Genomic DNA, 21,093 nt, shown 5'->3' on the forward strand with positions numbered 1-21,093 from the left:
GAAGATGCAAGGGTGGAAGATCCCGTTCCTGCGGGATCTTCCACTCCCCTGCGGACTCGTCTACACGTCCAGCTGGTCCGCGACCGCGCGCAGCAGGCCCGCGATCTTGGCGCCGGCGGCCTTGTCCGGGTAGCGGCCGCGCTCCAGCTGGGGCGTGATGTTCTCCAGGACCGTCGTCAGGTCCTGCACGATCGACGCCAGCTCGTCCGGCTTGCGGCGCTGGGCGGCCGCGACGGACGGGGTGGGGTCGAGGACCACCACGGACAGGGCCTGGTCACCGCGCTGGCCCGCGACCACGCCGAACTCCACACGCTGGCCGGGCTTGAGGGCCTCGACCCCGGCAGGCAGTACCGACGAGTGCACGAAGACGTCGCCGCCGTCGTCGCGGGAGAGAAAGCCGAAGCCCTTCTCGCTGTTGAACCACTTCACCTTGCCGGTGGGCACGTCTGTCCCCGTCCTCGTACGTGTCGATGTGCGGAAAGAGCCGTGCTCGACCTCGGGCACGGCTCCGGATAGCAGGAGAGCGGGTCACCGTGACCCGCTTGGTCCCAGGCTAATGGCCCTGCGTCCGGTGACAAGACGTCGCCGGAGTGTTCCTCCGGGCAGGGAACTACCCTGGTGGGGTGACCACTACTCCTTCAGGCGCCGGCGACCGGCTCGTATCGATCGGCGCGATCGTCTTCTTCATCGGCGCACTGGCCACTCTGGTGACGGTCGCCCCGCTCTTCCTCGGCACGGAGCCGTTCCCTCCGATCGCGTACGGGGTCAGCATGTTCATGGGCCTCGGCTTCCTGATCGCCGGAGCGGGCGTCGTGCGCTCGGTCTGGCTCAGCTCGCCCAAGCGGGCCGCGAGCCGCACCTGAGGTCCCTTGGATCTTTCGTCCGGATCACGTCGGTCGTCCGGCTCACACCGGTCCGGCGAAGTGGCTAGGCTCCCTCGTGTGAAGCACGCAGGGCATGCCCTCTCGCCGCCTCCCCCAGCCTGTAGCGTTCCGGGCCGGGCGACGGCGCACGTCGACGACCTCCTCGTACAGATCGCCCACGGCAGCCGCGAGGCGCTCGGTGAGCTGTACGACCTGCTCGCCCCGCTCCTGCTGGAGCTGCTGCGCTCCCGGCTGCCGGAGGGCACGGACGCCCGGTCGGCCCTCGTCGAGGGGTTCAGCGAGGTCTGGCGGCAGGCGCCCTCGTACGCGCCCGGGCCGCACGGCCTCGACTGGGTGATCGACCGGGTGACCGACGCGGGGTAAGGCATAGGGCCCGGGGGTTCTCAGGCCGCCTTGCGGGCCGCCTCGAACGTCCGCAGCCAGGCCGGGAACTCCGTCAGGTCCGCCAGCACCACGTCCGCGCCCGCCGCCCGCAGCTCCCGCTCGTCGCACGGGCCCGTCGTCACGGCGACCGACAGCGCCCCGGCGACGCGCGCCCCGCGGACGTCCCCCACGTGGTCGCCCACGTACACCTGCGCCCCGTGCTCCCGCAGCGCCTCGCCCTTGGCCTCCGCCCAGAGCCAGCCGATCACCGAGTCCGGCTCGATCCCGAGGTGGGCCAGGTGCAGCTTGGCGTTCGGCTCGTACTTCGCCGTCACCACGATCGCCCGGCCGCCGAGCGCCCGTACCCCGGCGATCGACTCCCGCGCCCCGGCGAGGGCCGTGCTCGGCGCTATCGCGTGGTCGGGGTAGAGCTCCCGGTAGCGGTCACCGGCGGCGGCCACCTGCTCGGCCGGGAACCAGTGCGCCAGCTCCTCCTCCAGCGGCGGGCCGATCCGGCTGACGACCAGTTCCTCGTCGATGGGCACCCCGGTCTCGGTGGACAGCGCCCGGTAGGTGGCGGCGATACCGGCCCGGGAGTCGACGAGGGTCATGTCGAGGTCGAAGCCGACCGTGAGGGGGGCTGTGTGCGGGGCGGGGAGGGGGCTCGAAGCCGTGGAAGCCATGGGGACCATTGTGCCGACCCGCCCGGTGGGTCCGTCGGGCCCGCCCACCGCCGTCCTCGGTGAAACCCCCGCCACCTAGACTGAGCCCGCACTTAGCCAAGCCTTAGTAACTCTGGTAACCCTGCCGATTGGTTCAGATGTCAGCGCCCGCGCCAGCACCGGCACCGGCCGTCGCGCCCCCGATACCCCGCGCACCCCGCCTCTCCCGGCGCGCGGCCGCCACCGCCGCCGCCGCCGTCGCGCTGCTACTGGCCATCCTGCTGAGCCTCGCGGTCGGGGCGCGGTCCATCCCGCCGGGCGAGGTGTTCGACGCCCTGCTGCACGGCGGGGACTCCGACGCCGCCGAGGTGATCCGCTCGATGCGGGTGCCGCGCACGCTCATCGGGCTCATGGTCGGCGCGGCGCTGGCCCTCGCGGGCACGGTGCTCCAGGGCATCACCCGTAACCCCATCGCCGACCCCGGCATCCTCGGCATCAGCCAGGGGGCGTCGGTGGCCGTGGTGCTGGCCATCGCGTTCGCCGGGGTGCACACGCTGACCGGGTACGTCTGGTTCGCCTTCGCCGGGGCCGCCGTCGCCTCGGTCGCCGTGTACGCCATCGCGTCGAGGGGGCGCGGCGGGGCGACGCCCGTGAAGCTCGCGCTCGGCGGGGCCGCGATCAACGCGCTGCTGGTGTCGGTGACGATGGGGGTCCTCACGACGAAGGCGTCCGCGCTGGACGAGTTCCGCTTCTGGCAGGTCGGTTCGATCGCGGGGCGGGAGGCGGACGTCGTCCAGCAGGTGTGGCCGTTCCTCCTCGTCGGCGTCGTCCTCGTGCTCTCCGTCGCCCGCGGCCTGGACGCGCTCGCGCTCGGCGAGGACGTGGCGAAGGGGCTCGGGCAGAACGTCGCGGCGGTCCGGATCACCGGAGGGATCGGGGCGACCGTGCTGACCGGGGTCGGGGTGGCCGCCGCCGGGCCGATCGCGTTCATCGGGCTCGCCGTCCCGCACATCGCCCGCGCGGTCGTCGGCAACGACCACCGCTGGGTGCTGCCGATGGCCGCGCTGATCGGGCCGGTGATGCTGCTCGTGTCGGACGTCGTCGGCCGGATCGTGTTCCCGCCGAGCGAGGTTCCGGCGGGTGTGATGACCGCGCTGATCGGGGTGCCGTTCCTCGTCGCCCTCGTACGCCGGAAGGCGGTGCCCGCGTGAGCGAGAGCCTCGTACGGGTCCGGCCCGCCGGGTACTCCGTCGTGAAAGCCGGGCCGCGTGGCCGGTTCCTGCTGCACCGGCGGTCGTCCGTCGTCGCGGCCGCCCTCGTCGTGCTGCTGGCCGCCGTCTGCGTCGCGTACCTCTGTGTCGGCGAGAGCTTCGTCGCGGCCGGCGAGGTCGTGAGGGTGCTCCTCGGGCAGCCGTCCTCCGCCGAGCTGGTCGTGGGCACGCTGCGGCTGCCGCGCATGGCCGTCGGGCTGCTGGTGGGCGCGGCCTTCGGGATCGCGGGGGCGCTGATCCAGACCGTCGCCCGCAACCCGCTCGCCAGCCCCGACATCATCGGCATCAGCCAGGGCGCGAGCGCGCTCACCGTCGGGGCGATGACCTTCGGGATCACCTCGTACACGTTCCTGCCCTACCTCTCCGTCATCGGCGGCATCGCGGCCGCCGCCCTCGTGTACGTCTTCGCCTGGCGCGGCGGGCTGCACGCCACCCGCTTCGTCCTCATCGGCATCGGCTTCGCCGTCGCGCTGCGGTCGGTGACCACGCTGTTCCTGACCAAGGGCGACTACCTGGTCGCGCAGCAGGCGCAGATCTGGATGACCGGTTCGCTGAACGGGCGCGGCTGGCCGGAGGCCGCCCCGCTCGCCTGGACGCTGCTGCTCCTGCTGCCCGCCGTCGCGTGGGCGGCCCGCGCGCAGCGCACCGTCGCGATGGACGACGACACGGCCACCGCGCTGGGCGTGCGCCTGGGGCGCGTACGGCTCGGACTCGTCGCCCTCGGCGTGGTCCTGGCCTCCGTGGCGACGGGCACGGCGGGTCCGGTGGACTTCGTGGCGCTGCTCGCGCCGCAGATCGCCCGCCGGATGACCCGTACCGCGCAGATCCCGCTGGTCTCCTCGGCGCTGCTGGGCGCGGTGATCGTCGTCCTGGGCGATCTGCTCGCCCGCAGGCTGTTCTCGCCCACCGAACTGCCGGTGGGCGTCCTCACGGCGGCGGTCGGCGCCCCGTACCTGATCTGGCTGATCATCCGCGGTAACCGAAGCCGCAGTGGAGGCACCGCATGAGCCCGAGCCCGACGACCGGAGCCGCTCAGCACGGGAGCAGGCTCTCCGCCCGCGCCCTGACCCTCGCGTACGAGGACCGCACCGTCGTCCACGAGCTGGACCTCGCCGTGCCCGACGGGCAGGTCACCGTCATCGTCGGCCCGAACGCCTGCGGCAAGTCCACCACCCTGCGCGCGCTCGGCCGGCTGCTGAAGCCGCGCGGCGGGGCGGTACTGCTGGACGGTACGGAGCTGGCGCGGATACCGACCAGGCGCATCGCCCAGTCCATCGGGCTGCTCCCGCAGACCCCGGTGGCCCCCGAGGCGATCACCGTCTCCGACCTCGTCGCCCGGGGCCGTCAGCCGCACCAGAGCTGGTGGCAGCAGTGGTCGGACGCGGACGAGCGTGCGGTGACCGACGCCATGGCCCGTACGGATGTGACGGCGCTGGCCGACCGGTCGGTGGACGAGCTGTCGGGCGGGCAGCGCCAGCGGGTGTGGATCGCGATGGCGCTCGCGCAGGAGACGGACCTGCTGCTGCTCGACGAGCCGACGACCTATCTGGACATCGCGCACCAGGTGGAAGTCCTGGACCTGGTACGCCAGTTGGCGTCCCCTGCCGCCGACGGCACCCGTGGCCGTACCGTCGTCACCGTGCTGCACGACCTCAACCAGGCGGCCCGGTACGCCGATCACCTGGTCGCCATGAAGGAGGGCCGGATCGTCGCCGAGGGCCGGCCGGGGGACGTCGTCACCGCCGGGCTCGTCCGCGAGGTCTTCGGCCTGGAGGCGGTGATCGTCCCGGACCCGGTGACGGGTTCGCCGCTCGTCGTCCCGGGCGCCCCCTGGACCCCGTCCCCCGCTCCTCCTGTCTCCGCTCCTCCTGCCTCCGTCCCGACTCCCGGAAAGGCCCTCTGAGCCATGACAGCCAAGACCCTCAGCCACCGCTCCCGCCTGCTCGCCGCCGCGTCCCTGACCGTGGCGGCCGCGCTGGCGCTGTCCGCGTGCGGCTTCTCGTCCGATTCGGGCTCCGCGTCCGGCTCCTCCGGCTCCGACGACGCCTCCGCCGGCGCTCCCCGTACGGTGAAGACCGCGATGGGCGACGTGAAGGTCCCGGCCGCCCCTCAGCGGGTCGTCGTCCTGGACACCGCCGAACTCGACTCGGTCCTCACCCTCGGCGTGAAGCCGGTCGGCGCGACCCACGCGGACGTGGACTCCGGCTTCCTGAACTACCTGCCGAAGGACCAGGTCGCGGGCATCACGGACGTGGGCCAGATGATGACCCCGAACCTGGAGGCCATCGCCGGTCTCAAGCCCGACCTCATCCTCACCAGCAAGATCCGGCACGGCGACAAGTACGCCGAGCTGTCGAAGATCGCGCCGACCGTGATGACGGAGAACACCGGCTACCCCTGGAAGGAGAACTTCCAGGTCCACGCGGAGGCCCTGAACAAGCAGGCCGAGGCGAAGATGGTCACCGACGACTACGCCCGGCACGTGGCCGACGTGACGAAGGCGCTCGGCGGCAAGGAGAAGGCCGGGGCGACCGAGGTCAACATGGTCCGGTTCGTCGAAGGCGCCGACATCCGCATCTACGGCAAGAAGAACTACATCGCCACGATCCTCGCCGACGTCGGCCTCGGCCGCCCGGCCATCACGGACCAGGCGAAGGACGGGTTCAGCTACGACGTCAGCCCCGAGAAGATCGACCTCGCGGACGCGGACGCGGTCTTCCACTCGACGTACGGCGACCCGAAGAAGTCCAAGGAGACCCAGACCACCGGCAGCGGCCTGTGGAAGAACATGGACGCCGTGAAGAACGGCAAGGTCTTCGCGGTCGACGACCAGCTGTGGATCCAGGGCATCGGCTACACGGCGGCCGACAAGATCCTGCACGAGCTCCGGACGAACCTGAAGTAGCCCATCACCCTCGCCTCCGCGCCCGCCACACCAGGTAGAGCGCGGAGGCGACGGCCGCGATGCGGACGACCACCGGCCAGGCGCCCATCAGCACATCGCGCAGGCCACCGTCCGCGATGGGCTCGCCCCACCGCCCGTCCAGCCGCCCCCACACCCAGACGAGCGCCCCGGCGACGACGACGCCCGGCAGCCCCAGGGCCGCCCACTTCGCCTCCGTACGGGAGAGGGTCCGGGAGCCGTACGCGATGAGCCAGCCGCCCGCGAGCGGGATCCAGGAACCGGTGACCACACCGGCGATCAGCAGCACGGCGGCCAGGAGCAGCAGCGGGTGGGCGAAGCCGCCACGGGGGGCCGGGGCGGCGGCGACCACGGGTTCGGCGACGGCGACGACCGGCTTGCGGCGCCGGGGCCTGGGGATGCGGAGCGCGCGGCGGCGGGGTGCCGTTGGCGCTGCGGTGTCGGCCTCGCCGCCTTCCGGGCCCTCTTCCTCCGCCGCCTCCTCTGCCTCCTTGTCCGCGGCCTCGGGCTTCACGGGCCGCCTGCCGAGGAGCTCGGGGGCCTCGATGCCGCCGAAGAACCCGGGGATGGCGGTCCCCGCGTCGAAGGGCCCGGGCTCCAGGCGCCACCAGTCCTCCCCGCCGCTGCTCTGCTCGTCGGGGCCGAGGACGTGAGGGGCGGAGGGGTGGGGCCAGGGGGTGGTGTCGGCGGGGGTGGTGGGCTTGGTGAGGTCCAGGTCCGTACGGGGGTGGTCTCCGGGGCCGGGTCCTGTACGGGGGGTGGGACCGGAGGCAGGATCGGTGGCGGCCGCCGGCTCGTCCGAATTGCCGGGCGAGCCCAGCCCCCTCGGCTCCTTCGGGCCCTTGCGGAGGAAGCCGGTCCGGGGCCCCGGGACCGCCGCGCCGTCCCCCGTACGCGCCGACGGCAGCGGCACCGAACCGTCCCCCGACTCCGCTGCCGCGCTGACCAGTTCGGCCGGGCTCCCGAGCCTGCCGATGATCCGCCGCACGGCCGCCGGGGAGTCCGCGCCCTCGCTCGCGCGGCGGCGGTCGATCTCGCCCCGCAGCGTCGAGACGAGCCGCATCCGGGCGCCCGACGACAGCTGTTGCTGCTGGGCCAGGTCACCGACCCGGCTCAGGTAGTCGTAGACGAGCTGGTCGCTCTCGATCCCCACGCCGTGCATCCCCTCTTGCCGCCCTGCCCCGACGGTAGCGTTTCAGGGGCTAACGTGGGACGGATGGGGACGACCACACCACCGCGCACGCTCGCCGAAGCCCTGCGCGCCCGGGGCGACGAATCGCTGGCCGGGCTGCTGCGTGCCCGCCCCGACCTCCTCAACCCGGTGCCGAACGACATCACGCAGCTCGCCACCAGGGCCGGGACCCGGGCCTCGGTGGTGCGCGCGCTGGAGCACCTGGACCGGTTCGCGCTCCAGACCGCCGAGGCGCTGGCGGTGGCCCCGGACCCGGCCCCGTACGACACACTGCTCTCCCTCCTCACCGGCGACGGGCTGGACGACGGCGAGCAGCGCGACGACGTGGGGGCGGCGGTCACCGCCGCGCTGCCGGGCGCGCTGGCGACGCTGCGCGAACAGGCCCTGGTCTGGGGCGAGGACGAACGGCTGCGGCTGGTGCGTACGGCCCGCGAGCTGCTCGCCCCGTCCCCGCAGCACCCCTCCCCCACGGGCCTGGGGCCCACGGTCGCGGAGGCGACGGCCGGGATGTCGCCGGGCCGGCTCCAGGAGATCCTGGTGGCGTCCGGGCTCCCCGCCACGCACGACCCGGTCTCGGCGGTGGCGGCGCTGTCCTCCCTCTTCACCGACCGGACGCGGATGGCGGAGCTGCTGGACACGGCCCCGGTGGAGGCGCTGTCGGTGCTGGACCGGCTGGTGTGGGGCCCGCCGTACGGAGAGGTCACCCCGAACCCCACTCCCCCCGTGAAGTGGCTGCGCGACCGGGGCCTGCTGCTCCCGGTCTCGACGCGCACGGTGGTCCTGCCGCGCGAGGCGGCGCTCCATCTGCGCGCCGGGCGCGCCCACCGCGTACCGGAACCGGTCCCCCCGGTCGTCGCGGCGGCCGCCGAACGCGATCCACAGGCTGTGGACAGAGCGGCGGCCGGCCAGGCGTTCACGGCACTCTCGACCGTCGAGGAGCTGCTGAAGCTCTGGAACGGCGGCGGCCCGGCCATCCTGCGCGCGGGCGGCCTGAGCGTGCGGGAGCTGAAACGGGTGGCGGCCGCGCTGGAGGTCACCGAGCCGATCGCCGCGTTCTGGGTCGAACTCGCCTACGCGGCCGGGCTGCTGGCCAGCGACGGCGAGAGCGACGAGCGGTACGCGCCGACGCCCGCGTACGACGAGTGGCTCGACCTCCCCGCCCAGGACCGCTGGACCCACCTCGCCACCGCCTGGCTCCCGGCCACCCGGGTCCCCGGCCTGGTCGGCGGCCAGGACGCGAAGGGCCGGGCCCTGTCCGCACTCGGCCCCGAGCTGGACCGCTCGGCGTCCCCCGACGTACGCCGCAGGGTCCTCTCCCTCTTCGCCGAACTGCCACCGGGCACCGCGCCGGACCCGGAGACACTGCTGCGACGACTGCGCTGGGAACGCCCGTTGCGCGGCTCCGCGCCCTCCGCGGAGGGCACCGACCTCCGCTCCCGCCTAGCTCTCTGGACCCTGAACGAGGCGGAGCTGCTGGGCATCACGGGCCGGGGCGCGCTCTCCGCGCAGGCCCGCGCACTCCTGGACGAGGGAGAGGAGGCGGCGGCAACCCTCCTCGCCCCTCTCCTCCCCGAACCCCTGGACCACGTCCTGCTCCAGGCGGACCTGACGGCGGTGGCCCCGGGCCCCCTGGAACGCCCCCTGGCGGAAACCCTCTCGGTCCTGGCGGACGTGGAATCGAAGGGCGGGGCGACGGTCTACCGCTTCACGCCCGGCTCGGTCCGCCGCGCACTGGACGCCGGGCAGGCGGCGGCCGACCTGCACGCGTTCCTGGCCGCGCACAGCCGTACGCCGGTGCCGCAGCCGCTGAGTTACCTGATCGACGACGTGGCCCGCCGCCACGGCCACCTGCGGATCGGGGCCGCCTCCGCGTACGTACGCTGCGACGACGAGGCGGTGCTCAACGAGATCCTGGCCGACCGCCGCTCCACCGGCCTGCGCCTGCGCCGCCTGGCCCCCACGGTCCTGGCCTCCCAGGCCGACCCCGGCTCGCTCCTGGAGGCGCTCCGCGAGATGGGCTACGCCCCCGCCGCCGAATCCGCCGAGGGCGACGTCCTGATCACCCGAGCCGGCGCCCGCCGCACCCCACCCCGCACGCCCCCCACTCCCGTCCCGGAAGGCCCCCCGACGCCGGACGAAACCCTCCTGGGCGCGGCGGTCCGGGCCATCCGCGCCGGCGACACAGCGGCCACGGTGGTCCGCAAGGAGCCGGCCGAGGGCGCTACAGGCACGCACGCCTCCGGCTCCCTCCCCCGCACCACCTCCGCGGAGACCCTGGCCACGGTCCAGGCGGCCGCGATGACGGGCACCGCGGTCTGGATCGGCTACGTCAACGCGGAGGGCGCGGCCAGCCAGCGCGTGATCGCCCCGGTCCGCGTGGAGGGCGGCTTCGTCACGGCGTACGACCACACGGCCGACGAGGTCCGCACGTTCGCACTGCACCGGATCACGGGGGTGGCGGAGCTGGCGGAGGACGGGACGTAAGGCCAGGGGCAGGGGTCCCTGCCCGGCTCGCCCCCGCGCTCGCTTCCGGTGTGCTCAAGGGAAGCTCAGAGGATGACGTTCCTGGTTGTCGCGGGTCGTCCCGCATGACATGTTCGCCGTACGCGTCCAGTCGATGCACCGATGGACCGATCCACCGATCCACCGAGGAGATGACGATGATCGGAACTCTGACCGTCGGCGAGCAGATCATGATGGCGATCGTCGTGGTGGCCGTCCTCGGTCTCGCCGTACTCGGCGTCAGGCGGAGCAAGCGCTCCGGGCAGTCCGGCGAGGCCGAGTAGCAGCCGCGTACGGAGATGACTTCCGCCGACCGGGTCCCCGAACCGGTGTCGCCTGAACCGGTGTCGCCTGAACCGGTGTCACCTGAACCGGTATCACCCGCACCGCCCGCCGCCCCCATGCCGCCGCTGCTCACGCAGTCCTGGCTGGATCTGGCGTTCCTGCACTGGGCGGCCGATCCGGCGGATGTGGCGCCGCTGTTGCCGGCGGGGACCGTGCCGGACACCTTCGACGGGGTGACCTACGTGGGGCTCGTCGCGTTCCGGATGCACCGGGTGGGGTGGCTCGGGCTGCCGGGCATCCCCTACCTGGGGACCTTTCCCGAGACCAATGTGCGGCTGTACTCGGTCGATGAGCGCGGGCGGCGCGGTGTCGTCTTCCGGTCCCTCGACGCCTCGCGGCTGATCCCTGTTCTCGTGGCGCGGGCCGCGGTGCGGCTGCCGTACGTGTGGGCCCGGATGGGCATCGAGCGCTCCGGCGACACCCTCACGTACACGAGCACCCGGCGGTGGCCCGGGCCGCGCGGTGCGCGGAGCAGGATCGTGCTGCGGGCAGGGGAGGCGATCGGCGAACCCACGCCCCTGGAGCACTTCCTGACCGCCCGTTGGGCCCTGCACAGCTCGCTCTTCGGGCGGACCGCGTATCTGCCCAACGTCCATCCGCAGTGGCCGCTGCACCGGGCGGAGCTGCTGGAGTGCGACGAGGACCTGGTGGCGGCCGGAGGGCTGCCCGCGCCGGTCGGGGAGCCGGTGAGCGTGCTGTACTCGCCGGGCGTACCCGTGCGCTTCGGTCCGCAGCGGCGCGGGGCCGGCCCCGGGCGCATGGTCCAGCAGTAGAAAGAACGCTCTAGCGGGGGGAGTATTCTCTCCCTCATGGAAGAGTTGCCGGTCGACACCGCGCGGGAGCAGGAAGCCCCCTCCGAGCCCCTCGTCGGCACGCGCGAGCGGATCGTCCGGGCCGCCTCGCAGCTGATGCAGCGACACGGCTACGACGGCACGGGGATCAAGCAGATCTCCGTCACGGCGAACGCCACAGCCGGCTCGGTCTACCACTTCTTCCCCGGCGGGAAGCAGGAGTTGGCCGTCGCGGTGATCCGCAGCGGTGAGCAGGAGTTCATCGACGAGCTGGACGCCGTCATGCGGGCCGAGAGCGATCCGGCCGAAGCCCTCAGAATCTTCACCGCCCTGCTGGCCGACGGGCTGCACGCCTCGGGATGGCACAGCGGCTGCCCCGTGGCCGCGACCGCCCTCGGTGCCAGCAGCCGCCTCCCGGACATCCAGGTGGCGGCCGCCGAAGCACTGTCCCACTGGCACGAGGTGGTCTTCGAGCGGCTCAAGGAAGCCGGCATCGACGAGGAAGAGGCGCGGGGGCTCGCCCACACCGTGATCAGCACTCTGGAGGGCGCCGAACTCGCCGCCCAGCTCTCCCAGAGCAGGGAGCCGCTGGACCTGGCGGGAAAGCACCTGGCGAGGCTGGTCGAAGGGGCACGGGGAGCCACGCACCGCCCCTGATCCTGATGCTGATCAGGAGCCGGGCTTCCGGAACGTCTCGATCAGGCTCGTGAAGCTGTCCTCGGCGTGCCCGGCCGCCATGCCCCGCTCGAAGACCGCGAGGACCGCCTCGACCAGCGAGGGATCGACCCCCGCGTCCTTGGACGTCTGCACCACGTGGTCGACGCTGGCGACGCCCATGGAGAGCCGGTCGACATCGCCCGGGTGCTCCCCCGCGTCGATGCGCGGGCTGTAGAAGCCGAAGAAGTCGGGCATGGTGGCCATCGTGTCCGAGAGGTGGGGCACCAGCTCCGCGGCCTTGATCCCGTGCGCGTCGGCCACCGCGAGGGCGTGCAGGAACGCCAGCGAGGTCGTCCAGAAGACGCCCAGCTGGAGCTGGTAGTAGAGCGCCGCCAGCCCCGGGTCCTCGCCCCGGTAGTCGGTCCTGGTGAGGACTTCCAGGACCTCCCGGCTGCTCTCGAAGACACTTCTCGGGCCGCTGTAGAAGGTGAAGGACTCCTCCTTCCCGATACCGTCGGGCGGAGCCTGCACACCGCCCGTGAGGTACTGCGCGCCGTGACCGGCGGCCCAGGCGGCCGCCTCGCGCGCCTTGTCCGGCGTGTCCGAGCTGAGGTTGACGAGCGTCTTTCCGGCCAGCGCGCCCGTGGCCGGCCCGAGGATGGCGTACATCGCGTCGTAGTCCGTCAGGCTCAGGACGACGATCTCGCCGGCCGCCACGGCCCCGGCCGGATCGTCGGCCAGCACGGCCCCCTTCGCCACCAGGTCGTCCGCCCGGCTCCTGGTCCGGTTCCACACGGTCACGGGGTGACCGCTGTCGAGGAACGTCGTGACCATCGCGCGCCCCATCGGGCCCAGCCCGATGACGGTGACTGACTTCTTCTGCATCATCACTCCGTGAGACTAAATCGATCGTTCTATTTGGCGTTCAGGCTAGCACCGTACTAGAAAGAACGCTCTACTCAGACGAAATTCCTCCTCTGCTCCGCCCCACCCGTCCCGCCCCGCGATGCGGCACACTGGACGTTTGGCCGCATCCGTGGCCGCACCCCGCAGAAAGGGCCGAAGCGCGTGACCGGACCCCTCATCGTCCAGAGCGACAAGACGCTGCTCCTGGAGGTCGACCACGAGCTGGCGGACGCCTGCCGCCGGGTCATCGCACCCTTCGCGGAGCTGGAGCGTGCGCCCGAGCACATCCACACGTACCGGGTCACCCCGCTCGGGCTGTGGAACGCCCGCGCCGCCGGGCACGACGCCGAGCAGGTCGTCGACGCCCTGGTGGAGTACTCCCGCTACCCCGTGCCGCACGCGCTCCTGGTCGACATCGCCGAGACGATGGCGCGGTACGGGCGGCTCACCCTCTCCAAGCACCCGGTGCACGGGCTCGTCCTCACCACCACCGACCGGCCCGTGCTGGAGGAGATCCTGCGGTCGAAGAAGGTGCAGCCGCTCGTCGGCGCCCGGATCGACCCGGACACCGTGGCCGTGCACCCCTCCGAGCGCGGGCAGATCAAGCAGACCCTGCTGAAGCTCGGGTGGCCCGCCGAGGACCTTGCCGGGTACGTGGACGGCGAGGCGCATCCGATCGAGCTGGCCGAGGACGGCTGGGCCCTGCGGCCGTATCAGCGGCAGGCCGTCGAGGGGTTCTGGCACGGTGGGTCAGGAGTGGTTGTCCTGCCTTGTGGGGCCGGGAAGACGCTGGTGGGTGCTGGTGCCATGGCCGAGGCCAAAGCCACCACCCTCATCCTCGTCACCAACACCGTCTCCGCCCGGCAGTGGAAGCACGAGCTGGTGAAGCGGACCTCCCTCACCGAGGACGAGATCGGCGAGTACAGCGGGACGAAGAAGGAGATCCGGCCGGTCACCATCGCCACTTACCAGGTGCTGACCACCCGCAGGAAGGGCATCTACCCGCACCTCGAACTCTTCGACTCCCGCGACTGGGGGCTCGTCGTCTACGACGAGGTGCATCTGCTGCCGGCACCCGTCTTCAAGTTCACCGCCGACCTCCAGGCCCGGCGGCGGCTGGGGCTGACCGCCACCCTCGTACGGGAGGACGGGCGCGAGTCCGACGTCTTCTCGCTCATCGGGCCCAAGCGGTTCGACGCCCCGTGGAAGGAGATCGAGGCGCAGGGCTACATCGCGCCCGCCGACTGCGTGGAGGTACGGGTCAACCTCACCGACTCCGAGCGGCTCGCGTACGCCACCGCCGAGGCGGAGGAGAAGTACCGGTTCTGCGCCACCACCGCCACCAAGCGGAAGGTGACCGAGGCGCTCGTACGCAAGCACCGGGGCGAGCAGACCCTCGTCATCGGGCAGTACATCGATCAGCTGGATGAGCTGGGGGAACATCTCGACGCCCCGGTCATCAAGGGCGAGACCAGCAACGCCCAGCGCGAGAAGCTCTTCGGCGCGTTCCGGAACGGGGAGATCAGCGTCCTCGTCGTCTCCAAGGTCGCCAACTTCTCCATCGACCTGCCGGAGGCCACCGTCGCCATCCAGGTCTCCGGGACCTTCGGGTCGCGGCAGGAGGAGGCGCAGCGGCTCGGGCGCGTCCTGCGGCCGAAGGCCGACGGGCACGAGGCGCGGTTCTACTCGGTCGTCGCGCGCGACACCATCGACCAGGACTTCGCGGCGCACCGCCAGCGGTTCCTGGCCGAGCAGGGGTACGCGTACCGGATCGTCGACGCGGACGAGCTGCTGGCCGGGAACTGAGGGAGCGAAGACGTACGCGAGGGGGCGCGGGGACACACCGGATCCGCGCGGGACACACCGGATACAGTCGGGCCCATGTCCCCTCGCCCTCCTGACCTCGCGGGATTCGGGGCGTGGCCGCGTGAGCCCGGCACCGTGATGCGCCGGGCCTCGGCGGTTCCGGCGGGGGCCGCGGCACCGTTCGTGATCATCTCCGAGTCCCACGTACCCGGCGTCCCGACCGAGTGGGAGCCGCACACCCACCCCCTGCACGAACTGGTCTGGGTGCGCGGCGGCACCCTGATGTCCCGGGTGGCGGACCAGGTGTTCACCGTCTCCGAGGGGCAGGGCCTGTGGATGCCCGCCGGGGTGGTGCACGGGGGGCGGCTGACCGCCGGGGTCGAGTTCTACGACGCCTTCTTCGCGCCCGAGCGGACGCCCGTCGCCTTCGACGGGCCGACCGCCGTCGAGATGACCCCGCTGCTGGAGTCGTTGCTGACCCATCTGGCCCGTACGGACCTCGATGCCGGGGCCCGGGCGCGGGCGGAGTCCGTCGTGTTCGACGTACTGCTGCCCTCGGAGCGCCCGTTCTCGCTCCGGCTGCCCGGCGACGACCGGATCGACACCATCGCCGAGGCCCTGCTGGAGGACCCCGCCGACTCCCGGTCGCTGGAGGAGTGGGCGCGAAAGCTCGGGACCAGCGACCGTACGGTCACGCGGGCGTTCCGCCACTCCACGGGGCTGTCCTTCACTCAGTGGCGGCAGACGCTCCGGGTCCACCGGGCGTTGACGCTGCTCTCCGAGGGGTGGGAGGTGCAGAGCGTCGGCGAGGAGCTCGGCTATGCGCAGCCCAGCACCTTCATCGCCGCGTTCCGGCGGGTGGTGGGGACGACGCCGGGGGCGTTCTTCAGTACGGCCACGGGGGCGGAGTTCCGTTCGGCCGCCGAGCGCGGCTCCCGAGCCGGCCGGCGCGACGCCTCAGGTGTCCGGAACGCCGTATCCGGTGTCTCCAGCTCCTGATTGCCGACACGGCAGGCGGAATATAGCCTTCCAGGAGTTAGGTAACCCTTAGTTGTTGCCCGCCACGTGTGGTCGTCGTCGGGCTCGAAGAGCGCGTGGGCCGGTCGGCGGCGCGCGGCGCCCAGGGTGCCGTGCGCCCCCACCCCTCCGACCCGACCGGACGCCCCATGTTCCCCAGCCATCCCCCGCCCTCGGCCGCCCTCAACGGGCGCCGGCTGGTGCTGCGGTACGGAAAGACGCCCGTCGTGCACGGTGTCTCGCTGTCCCTGGAGCCCGGCCGCGCGACCGCCCTGGTCGGCCCGAACGGCAGCGGCAAGTCCACACTGCTGCGCTCGCTCGCCCGGCTCCACCAGGTGGACGACGGCACGGTGACGCTCGGCGGCGGCCCCGGAGGCCCCGTCGGCCCCGGCGGCGCTCCCGAGCGGGTCGTCTCCCTGCTCAGCGCACGGGAGTTCGCCCGGGAGGTCACCCTCTTCTCCCAGTCGCGGCCCGCGCCGCAAGGCCTGACGGTGGCGGAGGTCGTGGCCTTCGGCCGCCACCCCTACCGGCGCGGCTTCTCCGGCCTCTCCGCCGAGGACCGGGCCGCGATCGCGTACGCCATGGATGCCACCGGCGTACGGGACATGGCCGCCCGGGCCGCCGGGGAGCTCTCCGGCGGCGAGATGCAGCGCGTGTGGCTCGCGGCCTGCCTGGCCCAGAACACCGGCGTCGTGCTGCTGGACGAGCCGACCAACCACCTGGACCTGCGCTACCAGATCGAGACGCTCGACCTGGTGCGCGACCTCGTCCAGGACCACGGCATCGCCGTCGGCATCGTGCTCCACGACCTCGACCACGCCGCCCGGGTCGCCGACACCCTCGTCCTCATGCGCTCCGGCCGCGTCCACGCCGCCGGTCCGCCCGCCGACGTCCTGACCGCGCAGAACATCCGCGAGGTCTACGACATCCGCGTCGAGGCGGGCGTCGACCCGCGCACGGGCCGGGTCCGTATCGACCCCGTCGGACGCCATCCCGCCCCGAACACCCCGACCACTTCCCCGACATGCAGTGACAGAGAAGAGGACCCCTCATGATCCGCGCCCGCCGTCTCCTGGCGTCAGCCGCCACCGGGCTCGCCGTCGCCCTCGCCACCACGGCCTGCGGCACGACCGACGTCAAGGCGCCCGAGGCCGGCGCCGCCGCCTCCCCGGCCTCCAAGGACTGTGCCGGGGACACCACCGCGACCTCGACCGAGCCGGTCACCCTCACCGACAGCCTCGGCCGGAAGGTGGAGCTGGACAAGCCCGCCCGGCGCATCGCCGTCCTGGAGTGGCAGCAGGTCGAGGACGCCCTCACGCTCTGCGTCACGCCCGTCGCGGTCTCCGACGCGAAGGGGTACCGGACCTGGGTCAGCGCGGAGAAGCTCCCCCAGGGGGTGACGGACATCGGGACCCGCGAGGAGCCCGACCTCGACACCCTCGCCGCCGCCAAGCCGGACCTCGTCGTCGTGGAGGCGTTCGACGCCAAGGACGAGACCCTCGTCGCGCTGGAGAAGCGCGGCATACCGGTCATGGCCACGCGTGGCGCCAATCCCGAGGACCCCATCGGCAACGTGCGGGACGTGTTCAACCTCATCGGTGAGGCGACCGGGCGGACCGAGCGGGCGAAGCAGGTGATCGGCGAGTTCGACGGCCGCCTCGCGGAGGCCAAGAAGCAGGTGGCGGACGCCGATCTGCCGACGAAGGACTTCCTGTTCTTCGACGGCTGGCTCCAGGGCGGCAACCTCACGGTCCGCCCGTACGGCGAGGCCGCCCTGTTCACCGCGATCGGCGAGGAGCTGGGCATGAAGGCCGCCTGGACCGACGACATCAACAAGGCGTACGGGGACGGCGGCGTCGACCCGTCCTACGGCCTGGCGCAGACCGACGTCGAAGGGCTGACCGCCGTCGGCAAGGCCAACCTCTTCTACGCCAACGACGAAGGCGCCGGAGGCTACGTCAAGGCCCTCCAGAAGAACCCGGTCTGGAAGTCGCTCCCCGCCGTGAAGGAAGGCCGCGCGCACAGCTTCCCCGCGCGCGTCTGGGGCGCCGGCGGGCCGCGCTCGTGCGAGCAGGCGATCGACGCGTACGTCGATGTCCTGACCAAGAAGTGAGCGTTCGAGCCGAAGCCGCCGTACCCGGCGGCGGCCGCCTCGCCGGGGCCGCCGTCCTCGGCCTCCTCGCCGTCTCCATCGTGCTGGTGGGCCTCTGGCATCTGACCCAGGGGACCTCCGGCGCGGGGATGTGGGACCTGATCCGATACGCCGCCGGGGCGCGGGAGGACGTCGGCGGGGTGCCGGTCGGGGACATCGTGGCCGGTTCTCGGCTGCCCCGGCTGCTCGCGGGGGTGGCCGTCGGCTTCGCCCTCGGGGCGGCCGGGGCGCTGCTCCAGTCCGTCACCCGTAACGCCCTCGCATCCCCCGACACCCTCGCGGTCACCGCCGGGGCGTACTTCACGCTCTCGGCCGTCGCCGCCTTCGGGCTCACCGTGCCGCTCTGGGCCTCCGGTGCCGTCGCCTTCGCGGGCGGGCTGCTCGCGGCGGCGCTCGTGCTCGCCCTCACGGGCCGTACGGCGGGCACCTCCGGCACCCGTCTCGTCCTCGCCGGATCGGCGACGGCGATGGCGCTGGACGCGGCGACCGCGATGCTGCTGATCCTCTTCGACCGGAACACCACCGGCCTCTTCGCCTGGGGCAGCGGCTCCCTCGCGCAGCTCAACATCGACGCGTCGATGCGCGCGATCCCGCTGGTGGCCGTGGTGCTGTGCGTCGCCCTCGCGCTCTCCCGGAAGCTGGACGTGCTCGGCCTGGGCGAGGACACCGCGTCCTCGCTCGGCGTGCCGATCCGGGCGACCCGGACGGTCGCGGTGCTCTGCGCCGTACTCCTGACCAGCACGGCGGTGACCCTCGCGGGCCCGATCGCGTTCGTCGGGCTCGGCGCCCCGGTCCTGGCCCGGCTGGTCGCCGTACGCGTCCGGGCCCTGCACCGGCACGCCCTGCTCATCCCCGGGGCCGGGCTGCTCGGCGCGCTCCTCGTCCTGCTCGCGGACGCGTCGCTGCGCGCGGTGCTGGGCGCCGAGGGGGCCGCCTCCGTCCCCACGGGCATCCCGACCGCGCTGCTGGGCGCCGTCGTCATCGTGGTCCTCGCGCTCCGCCTCCGGGATGCGGGACCGGTCCGGCAGCCCCCGCAGGCCCGCGCCGCCACCCGGTCGCGCCGGTCGTTCCTCCTCGTGGTGGGCGGCGCGGTGGTGCTGCTGGCCGGGGCCGTGCTCGTCGGGATCCTGGCGGGGAGCCTCTGGCTGCGTACGGGGGACCTCGTCCTCTGGGTGCAGGGCACCGCGCCCGACCTGATCGGGCGCGCACTCGACGACCGGATGCCCCGGGTGGCCGCCGCCGTGCTCGCGGGCGCGGCGCTCGGACTTGCCGGGTGCGCGGTGCAGAGCGCGGTACGCAACCCGCTCGCCGAGCCGGGCGTGCTCGGCATCACGGCGGGGGCCGGGCTCGGTGCGGTGGCCGTCGTGACATCGGACCTGCCCGGCGGCCGGCCGCTGCTCATCGCCGCCGCCGTCGCCACCGGGCTCGCCACGTTCGCGCTGATCGCGCTGCTGGCCTGGCGCGGCGGCTTCCTGCCCGACCGGTTCGTGCTGATCGGCATCGGCTGCGGGTACGGGCTCAGCGCCGTCTCCACCTTCCTCCTGCTGCGCGCCGACCCGTGGAACACGCCCCGCATCCTCACCTGGCTCTCCGGTACGACGTATGGGCGCACGCTCCCCGACGTCGTACCGGTCGCGGTGGCCCTGCTGATCGCGCTGCCGCTGCTGCTCTCGATGCGCCGTCAGCTCGACCTGCTCGCCGTCGACGAGGACACCCCGCGCATCCTCGGCGTCAGCCCGGCCCGCACCCGCTTCGCCTCGCTCACCATCGCCGCGGTCCTCGCCGCGCTCGGCGTGATCGCGATCGGTGTCGTCGGCTTCGTCGGGCTCGTCGCCCCGCACCTCGCCCGGTCCCTGGTCGGCGCCCGGCACGGCCGCGCGATCCCGGTCGCCATGCTCATCGGCGGGGTGCTGGTCTGCGTGGCCGACACCCTGGGCCGCACGCTCATCGCGCCCGCCCAGATCCCCGCCGGGCTCATGGTCGCCCTGGTCGGCGCCCCGTACTTCGTCTGGCTGCTCCGGAGGTCCCGCGCATGACGTCGACGTACACGGTCGTTCCGTACGAGCCCGGCGCCTGGCCGGAGCCGCTGCGGCGGACCGCCCCGCCCGAGGTGCTGGAGCGCTGGGGCGCCGTCGACCGCTCCCCGCACGCTCCGCGCCTGGTGGTCGCACCCGGCGGCGGTGGCGCCGCGCTGCTGACGGCACGCCCCGGGACCGCCTACGTGAAGATCGTGGACGCGGTCGGGGACGTACCGGCGGCGGTCGGAGCGGTCCTCTCGTACGCGTACGAGCAGGGCCTCGCGCAGGTCAAGTGGGAGGGGTGGACGGCGGGCCCCGAGGACGCGGCGGCGGCCGGCTTCGCCCGGCTGCGGCTGCCGCTCACGCACGGGCAGGAGGCGGAGGGGCCCGGGGCCGGATATGTGCGCTGGCTGTACGAGGGTGGTGGGGACGGGGTCGCCGAGCCGCCGCCGTACTACCGGCAGAGCACCCACTTCACCTGCGGCGCCGTCACCGCGCTGGCCGCGCAGGCGCACGCGGGCGTGGAGGCGGTGGAGTCGCTCGACCGGGAGGCGGAGCTGACGCTGTGGCGGGACGCGACCAACTTCGCCGCGTGCGAGCCGGTGGGACTGGGCGTCGCGGTCCGCCGCCGGTGGCCGTCGTCGCCGGTGGAGGTGTACCTCGACACGGACGGGCCCGTCCTTCTCGACCACCTCTCCGGGGACGAGCGGGAGTGGCGGGCCGTGCTCCAGCGGGCGTCACGGGCGGAGGCCGGGCGGCTCGGGGTCCCGGTCGAGGCGCGGCGGCTGTCGGTGGCCGAGGTCCGGGACGCGGTCGGCCGACGGGAGCATGTGCTGCTGCTCGTGTCGCTGGCCACGATGCAGGGGTTCGACGTACCGCACTGGGTGCTGTGCCACGGGGCCGTACCGGGTGCGGTGGTGGTGGACGATCCGTGGTTCACCACGGCTGCGGGAGAGAGCTGGGTGGACGCCCATCTGCTGCCCGTTCCCGACGGGTCGCTCGACGCGATGTCGCTGGTCGGTCAGGAGCGGAGCCGGGACTTCCGGGGCGCGGTGCGCATCGGGGGAGAGACTCGCTGAGGAACCGGCGTACAACGGTGGCTTCAGTGGCCCCGGCGTACGCCCGCGCCCTCCGCGTACTCCCCCAGGACGACCACGCTGAACGCCGCCGTCACGAACACCTTCACGGCGCGCAGCGCGTCGCCGACGCGATGGGGTCGGTGGTGACCGGTGACCGCGGTCGCGCCGTGCGCGGGGCCGGTCCTGCGGGGGTTCAGGGTGGTTGTGCTCATGTATCCATGGTGCTCCCGTCACCCGTTCGGCCGCGTCGGCCCGCAGAGGGAACCTGGGCGCCGGACGCGTAGCTCTCCAGTACCGCTCGGGCCGCGCACATCCCCTACGGGTACCCCTGGCCCCTCCTCCCCGAGGGGAGCCGGAAATCCGTTTCGCCGCCACCGCGACCTGTGGCTACAATCGCCGGTCTGCCCGCCTCCCGCGCCGTATCGACGGCCCCGGGAGCGCCGCCGACCGGACGGAAACCGGCCGACACACGCGAACGAACCTTCCGAGCGGACCCCCGACGGCTCCAGTGCCGACCAACGCCAC

General features: G+C 73.1%; 21 protein-coding genes. 16 read left to right on the forward strand and 5 right to left on the reverse strand.

Annotated features, from left to right (window positions below; genetic code table 11):
• Window positions 1-60: 60 nt before the first annotated feature.
• Window positions 61-444 (reverse strand): cold-shock protein, encoded by a 384-nt coding sequence (locus R2B67_RS15240; RefSeq protein WP_003967295.1) that lies wholly within the window; start codon window positions 442-444, stop codon window positions 61-63.
• Between the two features lie 179 nt (window positions 445-623).
• Here R2B67_RS15240 and R2B67_RS15245 point away from each other — a divergent pair, with 179 nt between their 5' ends.
• On the forward strand, window positions 624-863 hold the full coding sequence (locus R2B67_RS15245; RefSeq protein ID WP_317818569.1) for a hypothetical protein: 240 nt from the start codon (window positions 624-626) through the stop codon (window positions 861-863).
• Between the two features lie 78 nt (window positions 864-941).
• Window positions 942-1,247: a hypothetical protein gene (locus R2B67_RS15250; RefSeq protein WP_317818570.1), complete on the forward strand. Its 306-nt coding sequence runs from the start codon at window positions 942-944 to the stop codon at window positions 1,245-1,247.
• Between the two features lie 20 nt (window positions 1,248-1,267).
• On the opposite strand, the gene R2B67_RS15255 is transcribed toward R2B67_RS15250, so the two are convergent.
• Window positions 1,268-1,930 (reverse strand): HAD family hydrolase, encoded by a 663-nt coding sequence (locus tag R2B67_RS15255; protein WP_317818571.1) that lies wholly within the window; start codon window positions 1,928-1,930, stop codon window positions 1,268-1,270.
• Between the two features lie 137 nt (window positions 1,931-2,067).
• Here R2B67_RS15255 and R2B67_RS15260 point away from each other — a divergent pair, with 137 nt between their 5' ends.
• Genes R2B67_RS15260 through R2B67_RS15275 form a run of 4 tightly spaced genes read left to right on the forward strand, consistent with a single transcriptional unit; the run spans window position 2,068 to window position 6,085 of the window.
• The gene (locus R2B67_RS15260) at window positions 2,068-3,120 is read left to right on the forward strand and encodes a FecCD family ABC transporter permease (protein WP_317818572.1); all 1,053 of its coding nucleotides are present in this window, start codon (window positions 2,068-2,070) and stop codon (window positions 3,118-3,120) included.
• Window positions 3,117-4,187: a FecCD family ABC transporter permease gene (locus R2B67_RS15265; protein WP_317818574.1), complete on the forward strand. Its 1,071-nt coding sequence runs from the start codon at window positions 3,117-3,119 to the stop codon at window positions 4,185-4,187. The genes R2B67_RS15260 and R2B67_RS15265 overlap by 4 nt, the downstream gene beginning before the upstream one ends.
• The gene (locus R2B67_RS15270; RefSeq protein WP_237327218.1) at window positions 4,184-5,083 is read left to right on the forward strand and encodes an ABC transporter ATP-binding protein; all 900 of its coding nucleotides are present in this window, start codon (window positions 4,184-4,186) and stop codon (window positions 5,081-5,083) included. The genes R2B67_RS15265 and R2B67_RS15270 overlap by 4 nt, the downstream gene beginning before the upstream one ends.
• 3 nt (window positions 5,084-5,086) lie before the next feature.
• Complete coding sequence (locus R2B67_RS15275; RefSeq protein ID WP_317818577.1) at window positions 5,087-6,085, forward strand: ABC transporter substrate-binding protein; 999 nt, start codon at window positions 5,087-5,089, stop codon at window positions 6,083-6,085.
• A gap of 4 nt (window positions 6,086-6,089) precedes the next feature.
• Here R2B67_RS15275 and R2B67_RS15280 read toward each other — a convergent pair whose 3' ends face one another.
• Entirely contained in the window at window positions 6,090-7,265 is a 1,176-nt protein-coding gene (locus R2B67_RS15280; protein WP_317818579.1) for a hypothetical protein, read from the reverse strand.
• A 54-nt stretch (window positions 7,266-7,319) separates the two neighbouring features.
• On the opposite strand from R2B67_RS15280, the gene R2B67_RS15285 reads away from it, so the two are divergent.
• The 4 genes from R2B67_RS15285 (at window position 7,320) to R2B67_RS15300 (ending at window position 11,590) form a co-directional block, all read left to right on the forward strand.
• Window positions 7,320-9,779: a helicase-associated domain-containing protein gene (locus tag R2B67_RS15285; protein WP_317818585.1), complete on the forward strand. Its 2,460-nt coding sequence runs from the start codon at window positions 7,320-7,322 to the stop codon at window positions 9,777-9,779.
• 176 nt (window positions 9,780-9,955) lie between these two features.
• On the forward strand, window positions 9,956-10,081 hold the full coding sequence (locus R2B67_RS15290; RefSeq protein WP_317818587.1) for a hypothetical protein: 126 nt from the start codon (window positions 9,956-9,958) through the stop codon (window positions 10,079-10,081).
• A gap of 117 nt (window positions 10,082-10,198) precedes the next feature.
• Entirely contained in the window at window positions 10,199-10,915 is a 717-nt protein-coding gene (locus tag R2B67_RS15295) for a YqjF family protein (RefSeq protein WP_317824861.1), read from the forward strand.
• A 36-nt stretch (window positions 10,916-10,951) separates the two neighbouring features.
• The gene (locus R2B67_RS15300) at window positions 10,952-11,590 is read left to right on the forward strand and encodes a TetR/AcrR family transcriptional regulator (protein ID WP_317818589.1); all 639 of its coding nucleotides are present in this window, start codon (window positions 10,952-10,954) and stop codon (window positions 11,588-11,590) included.
• Window positions 11,591-11,602: 12 nt separating this feature from the next.
• Here R2B67_RS15300 and R2B67_RS15305 read toward each other — a convergent pair whose 3' ends face one another.
• A complete protein-coding gene (locus R2B67_RS15305; protein WP_381073475.1) occupies window positions 11,603-12,478 on the reverse strand; it encodes an NAD(P)-dependent oxidoreductase in 876 nt (291 codons plus the stop codon).
• Between the two features lie 180 nt (window positions 12,479-12,658).
• Here R2B67_RS15305 and R2B67_RS15310 point away from each other — a divergent pair, with 180 nt between their 5' ends.
• From R2B67_RS15310 to R2B67_RS15335, 6 genes are all read left to right on the forward strand, one after another.
• The gene (locus tag R2B67_RS15310) at window positions 12,659-14,302 is read left to right on the forward strand and encodes a DNA repair helicase XPB (RefSeq protein ID WP_317818593.1); all 1,644 of its coding nucleotides are present in this window, start codon (window positions 12,659-12,661) and stop codon (window positions 14,300-14,302) included.
• Window positions 14,303-14,440: 138 nt separating this feature from the next.
• Window positions 14,441-15,301: a helix-turn-helix domain-containing protein gene (locus R2B67_RS15315; RefSeq protein ID WP_317824862.1), complete on the forward strand. Its 861-nt coding sequence runs from the start codon at window positions 14,441-14,443 to the stop codon at window positions 15,299-15,301.
• Window positions 15,302-15,468: 167 nt separating this feature from the next.
• On the forward strand, window positions 15,469-16,374 hold the full coding sequence (locus R2B67_RS15320) for an ABC transporter ATP-binding protein (protein WP_317824863.1): 906 nt from the start codon (window positions 15,469-15,471) through the stop codon (window positions 16,372-16,374).
• Window positions 16,371-17,432, forward strand: a complete 1,062-nt coding sequence (locus R2B67_RS15325; protein ID WP_317818599.1) for an ABC transporter substrate-binding protein — start codon at window positions 16,371-16,373, stop codon at window positions 17,430-17,432. The genes R2B67_RS15320 and R2B67_RS15325 overlap by 4 nt, the downstream gene beginning before the upstream one ends.
• Window positions 17,429-19,507: an iron ABC transporter permease gene (locus R2B67_RS15330; RefSeq protein WP_317818607.1), complete on the forward strand. Its 2,079-nt coding sequence runs from the start codon at window positions 17,429-17,431 to the stop codon at window positions 19,505-19,507. The genes R2B67_RS15325 and R2B67_RS15330 overlap by 4 nt, the downstream gene beginning before the upstream one ends.
• The gene (locus R2B67_RS15335; RefSeq protein ID WP_317818616.1) at window positions 19,504-20,568 is read left to right on the forward strand and encodes a peptidase C39 family protein; all 1,065 of its coding nucleotides are present in this window, start codon (window positions 19,504-19,506) and stop codon (window positions 20,566-20,568) included. The genes R2B67_RS15330 and R2B67_RS15335 overlap by 4 nt, the downstream gene beginning before the upstream one ends.
• Window positions 20,569-20,591: 23 nt before the next feature.
• On the opposite strand, the gene R2B67_RS15340 is transcribed toward R2B67_RS15335, so the two are convergent.
• Window positions 20,592-20,780, reverse strand: a complete 189-nt coding sequence (locus tag R2B67_RS15340; RefSeq protein ID WP_237327211.1) for a hypothetical protein — start codon at window positions 20,778-20,780, stop codon at window positions 20,592-20,594.
• Between the last annotated feature and the right edge of the window lie 313 nt (window positions 20,781-21,093).

Origin of the sequence: Streptomyces cyaneofuscatus (assembly GCF_033109485.1) — a bacterium.
Classification (GTDB): Bacteria; Actinomycetota; Actinomycetes; order Streptomycetales; family Streptomycetaceae; genus Streptomyces; species Streptomyces cyaneofuscatus.

What these genes read in the sequence shown, in the direction of transcription:
- R2B67_RS15300 (WP_317818589.1), top strand. Translation starts at nt 10,952, where the DNA reads ATGGAAGAGTTGCCGGTCGACACCGCGCGGGAGCAGGAAGCCCCCTCC.
- R2B67_RS15315 (WP_317824862.1), top strand. Translation starts at nt 14,441, where the DNA reads ATGCGCCGGGCCTCGGCGGTTCCGGCGGGGGCCGCGGCACCGTTCGTG.
- R2B67_RS15275 (WP_317818577.1), top strand. Translation starts at nt 5,087, where the DNA reads ATGACAGCCAAGACCCTCAGCCACCGCTCCCGCCTGCTCGCCGCCGCG.
- R2B67_RS15290 (WP_317818587.1), top strand. Translation starts at nt 9,956, where the DNA reads ATGATCGGAACTCTGACCGTCGGCGAGCAGATCATGATGGCGATCGTC.
- R2B67_RS15280 (WP_317818579.1), bottom strand. Translation starts at nt 7,265, where the DNA reads ATGCACGGCGTGGGGATCGAGAGCGACCAGCTCGTCTACGACTACCTG.
- R2B67_RS15255 (WP_317818571.1), bottom strand. Translation starts at nt 1,930, where the DNA reads ATGGCTTCCACGGCTTCGAGCCCCCTCCCCGCCCCGCACACAGCCCCC.
- R2B67_RS15320 (WP_317824863.1), top strand. Translation starts at nt 15,469, where the DNA reads ATGTTCCCCAGCCATCCCCCGCCCTCGGCCGCCCTCAACGGGCGCCGG.
- R2B67_RS15270 (WP_237327218.1), top strand. Translation starts at nt 4,184, where the DNA reads ATGAGCCCGAGCCCGACGACCGGAGCCGCTCAGCACGGGAGCAGGCTC.
- R2B67_RS15335 (WP_317818616.1), top strand. Translation starts at nt 19,504, where the DNA reads ATGACGTCGACGTACACGGTCGTTCCGTACGAGCCCGGCGCCTGGCCG.
- R2B67_RS15285 (WP_317818585.1), top strand. Translation starts at nt 7,320, where the DNA reads ATGGGGACGACCACACCACCGCGCACGCTCGCCGAAGCCCTGCGCGCC.
- R2B67_RS15305 (WP_381073475.1), bottom strand. Translation starts at nt 12,478, where the DNA reads ATGATGCAGAAGAAGTCAGTCACCGTCATCGGGCTGGGCCCGATGGGG.
- R2B67_RS15325 (WP_317818599.1), top strand. Translation starts at nt 16,371, where the DNA reads ATGATCCGCGCCCGCCGTCTCCTGGCGTCAGCCGCCACCGGGCTCGCC.
- R2B67_RS15295 (WP_317824861.1), top strand. Translation starts at nt 10,199, where the DNA reads ATGCCGCCGCTGCTCACGCAGTCCTGGCTGGATCTGGCGTTCCTGCAC.
- R2B67_RS15340 (WP_237327211.1), bottom strand. Translation starts at nt 20,780, where the DNA reads ATGAGCACAACCACCCTGAACCCCCGCAGGACCGGCCCCGCGCACGGC.
- R2B67_RS15260 (WP_317818572.1), top strand. Translation starts at nt 2,068, where the DNA reads ATGTCAGCGCCCGCGCCAGCACCGGCACCGGCCGTCGCGCCCCCGATA.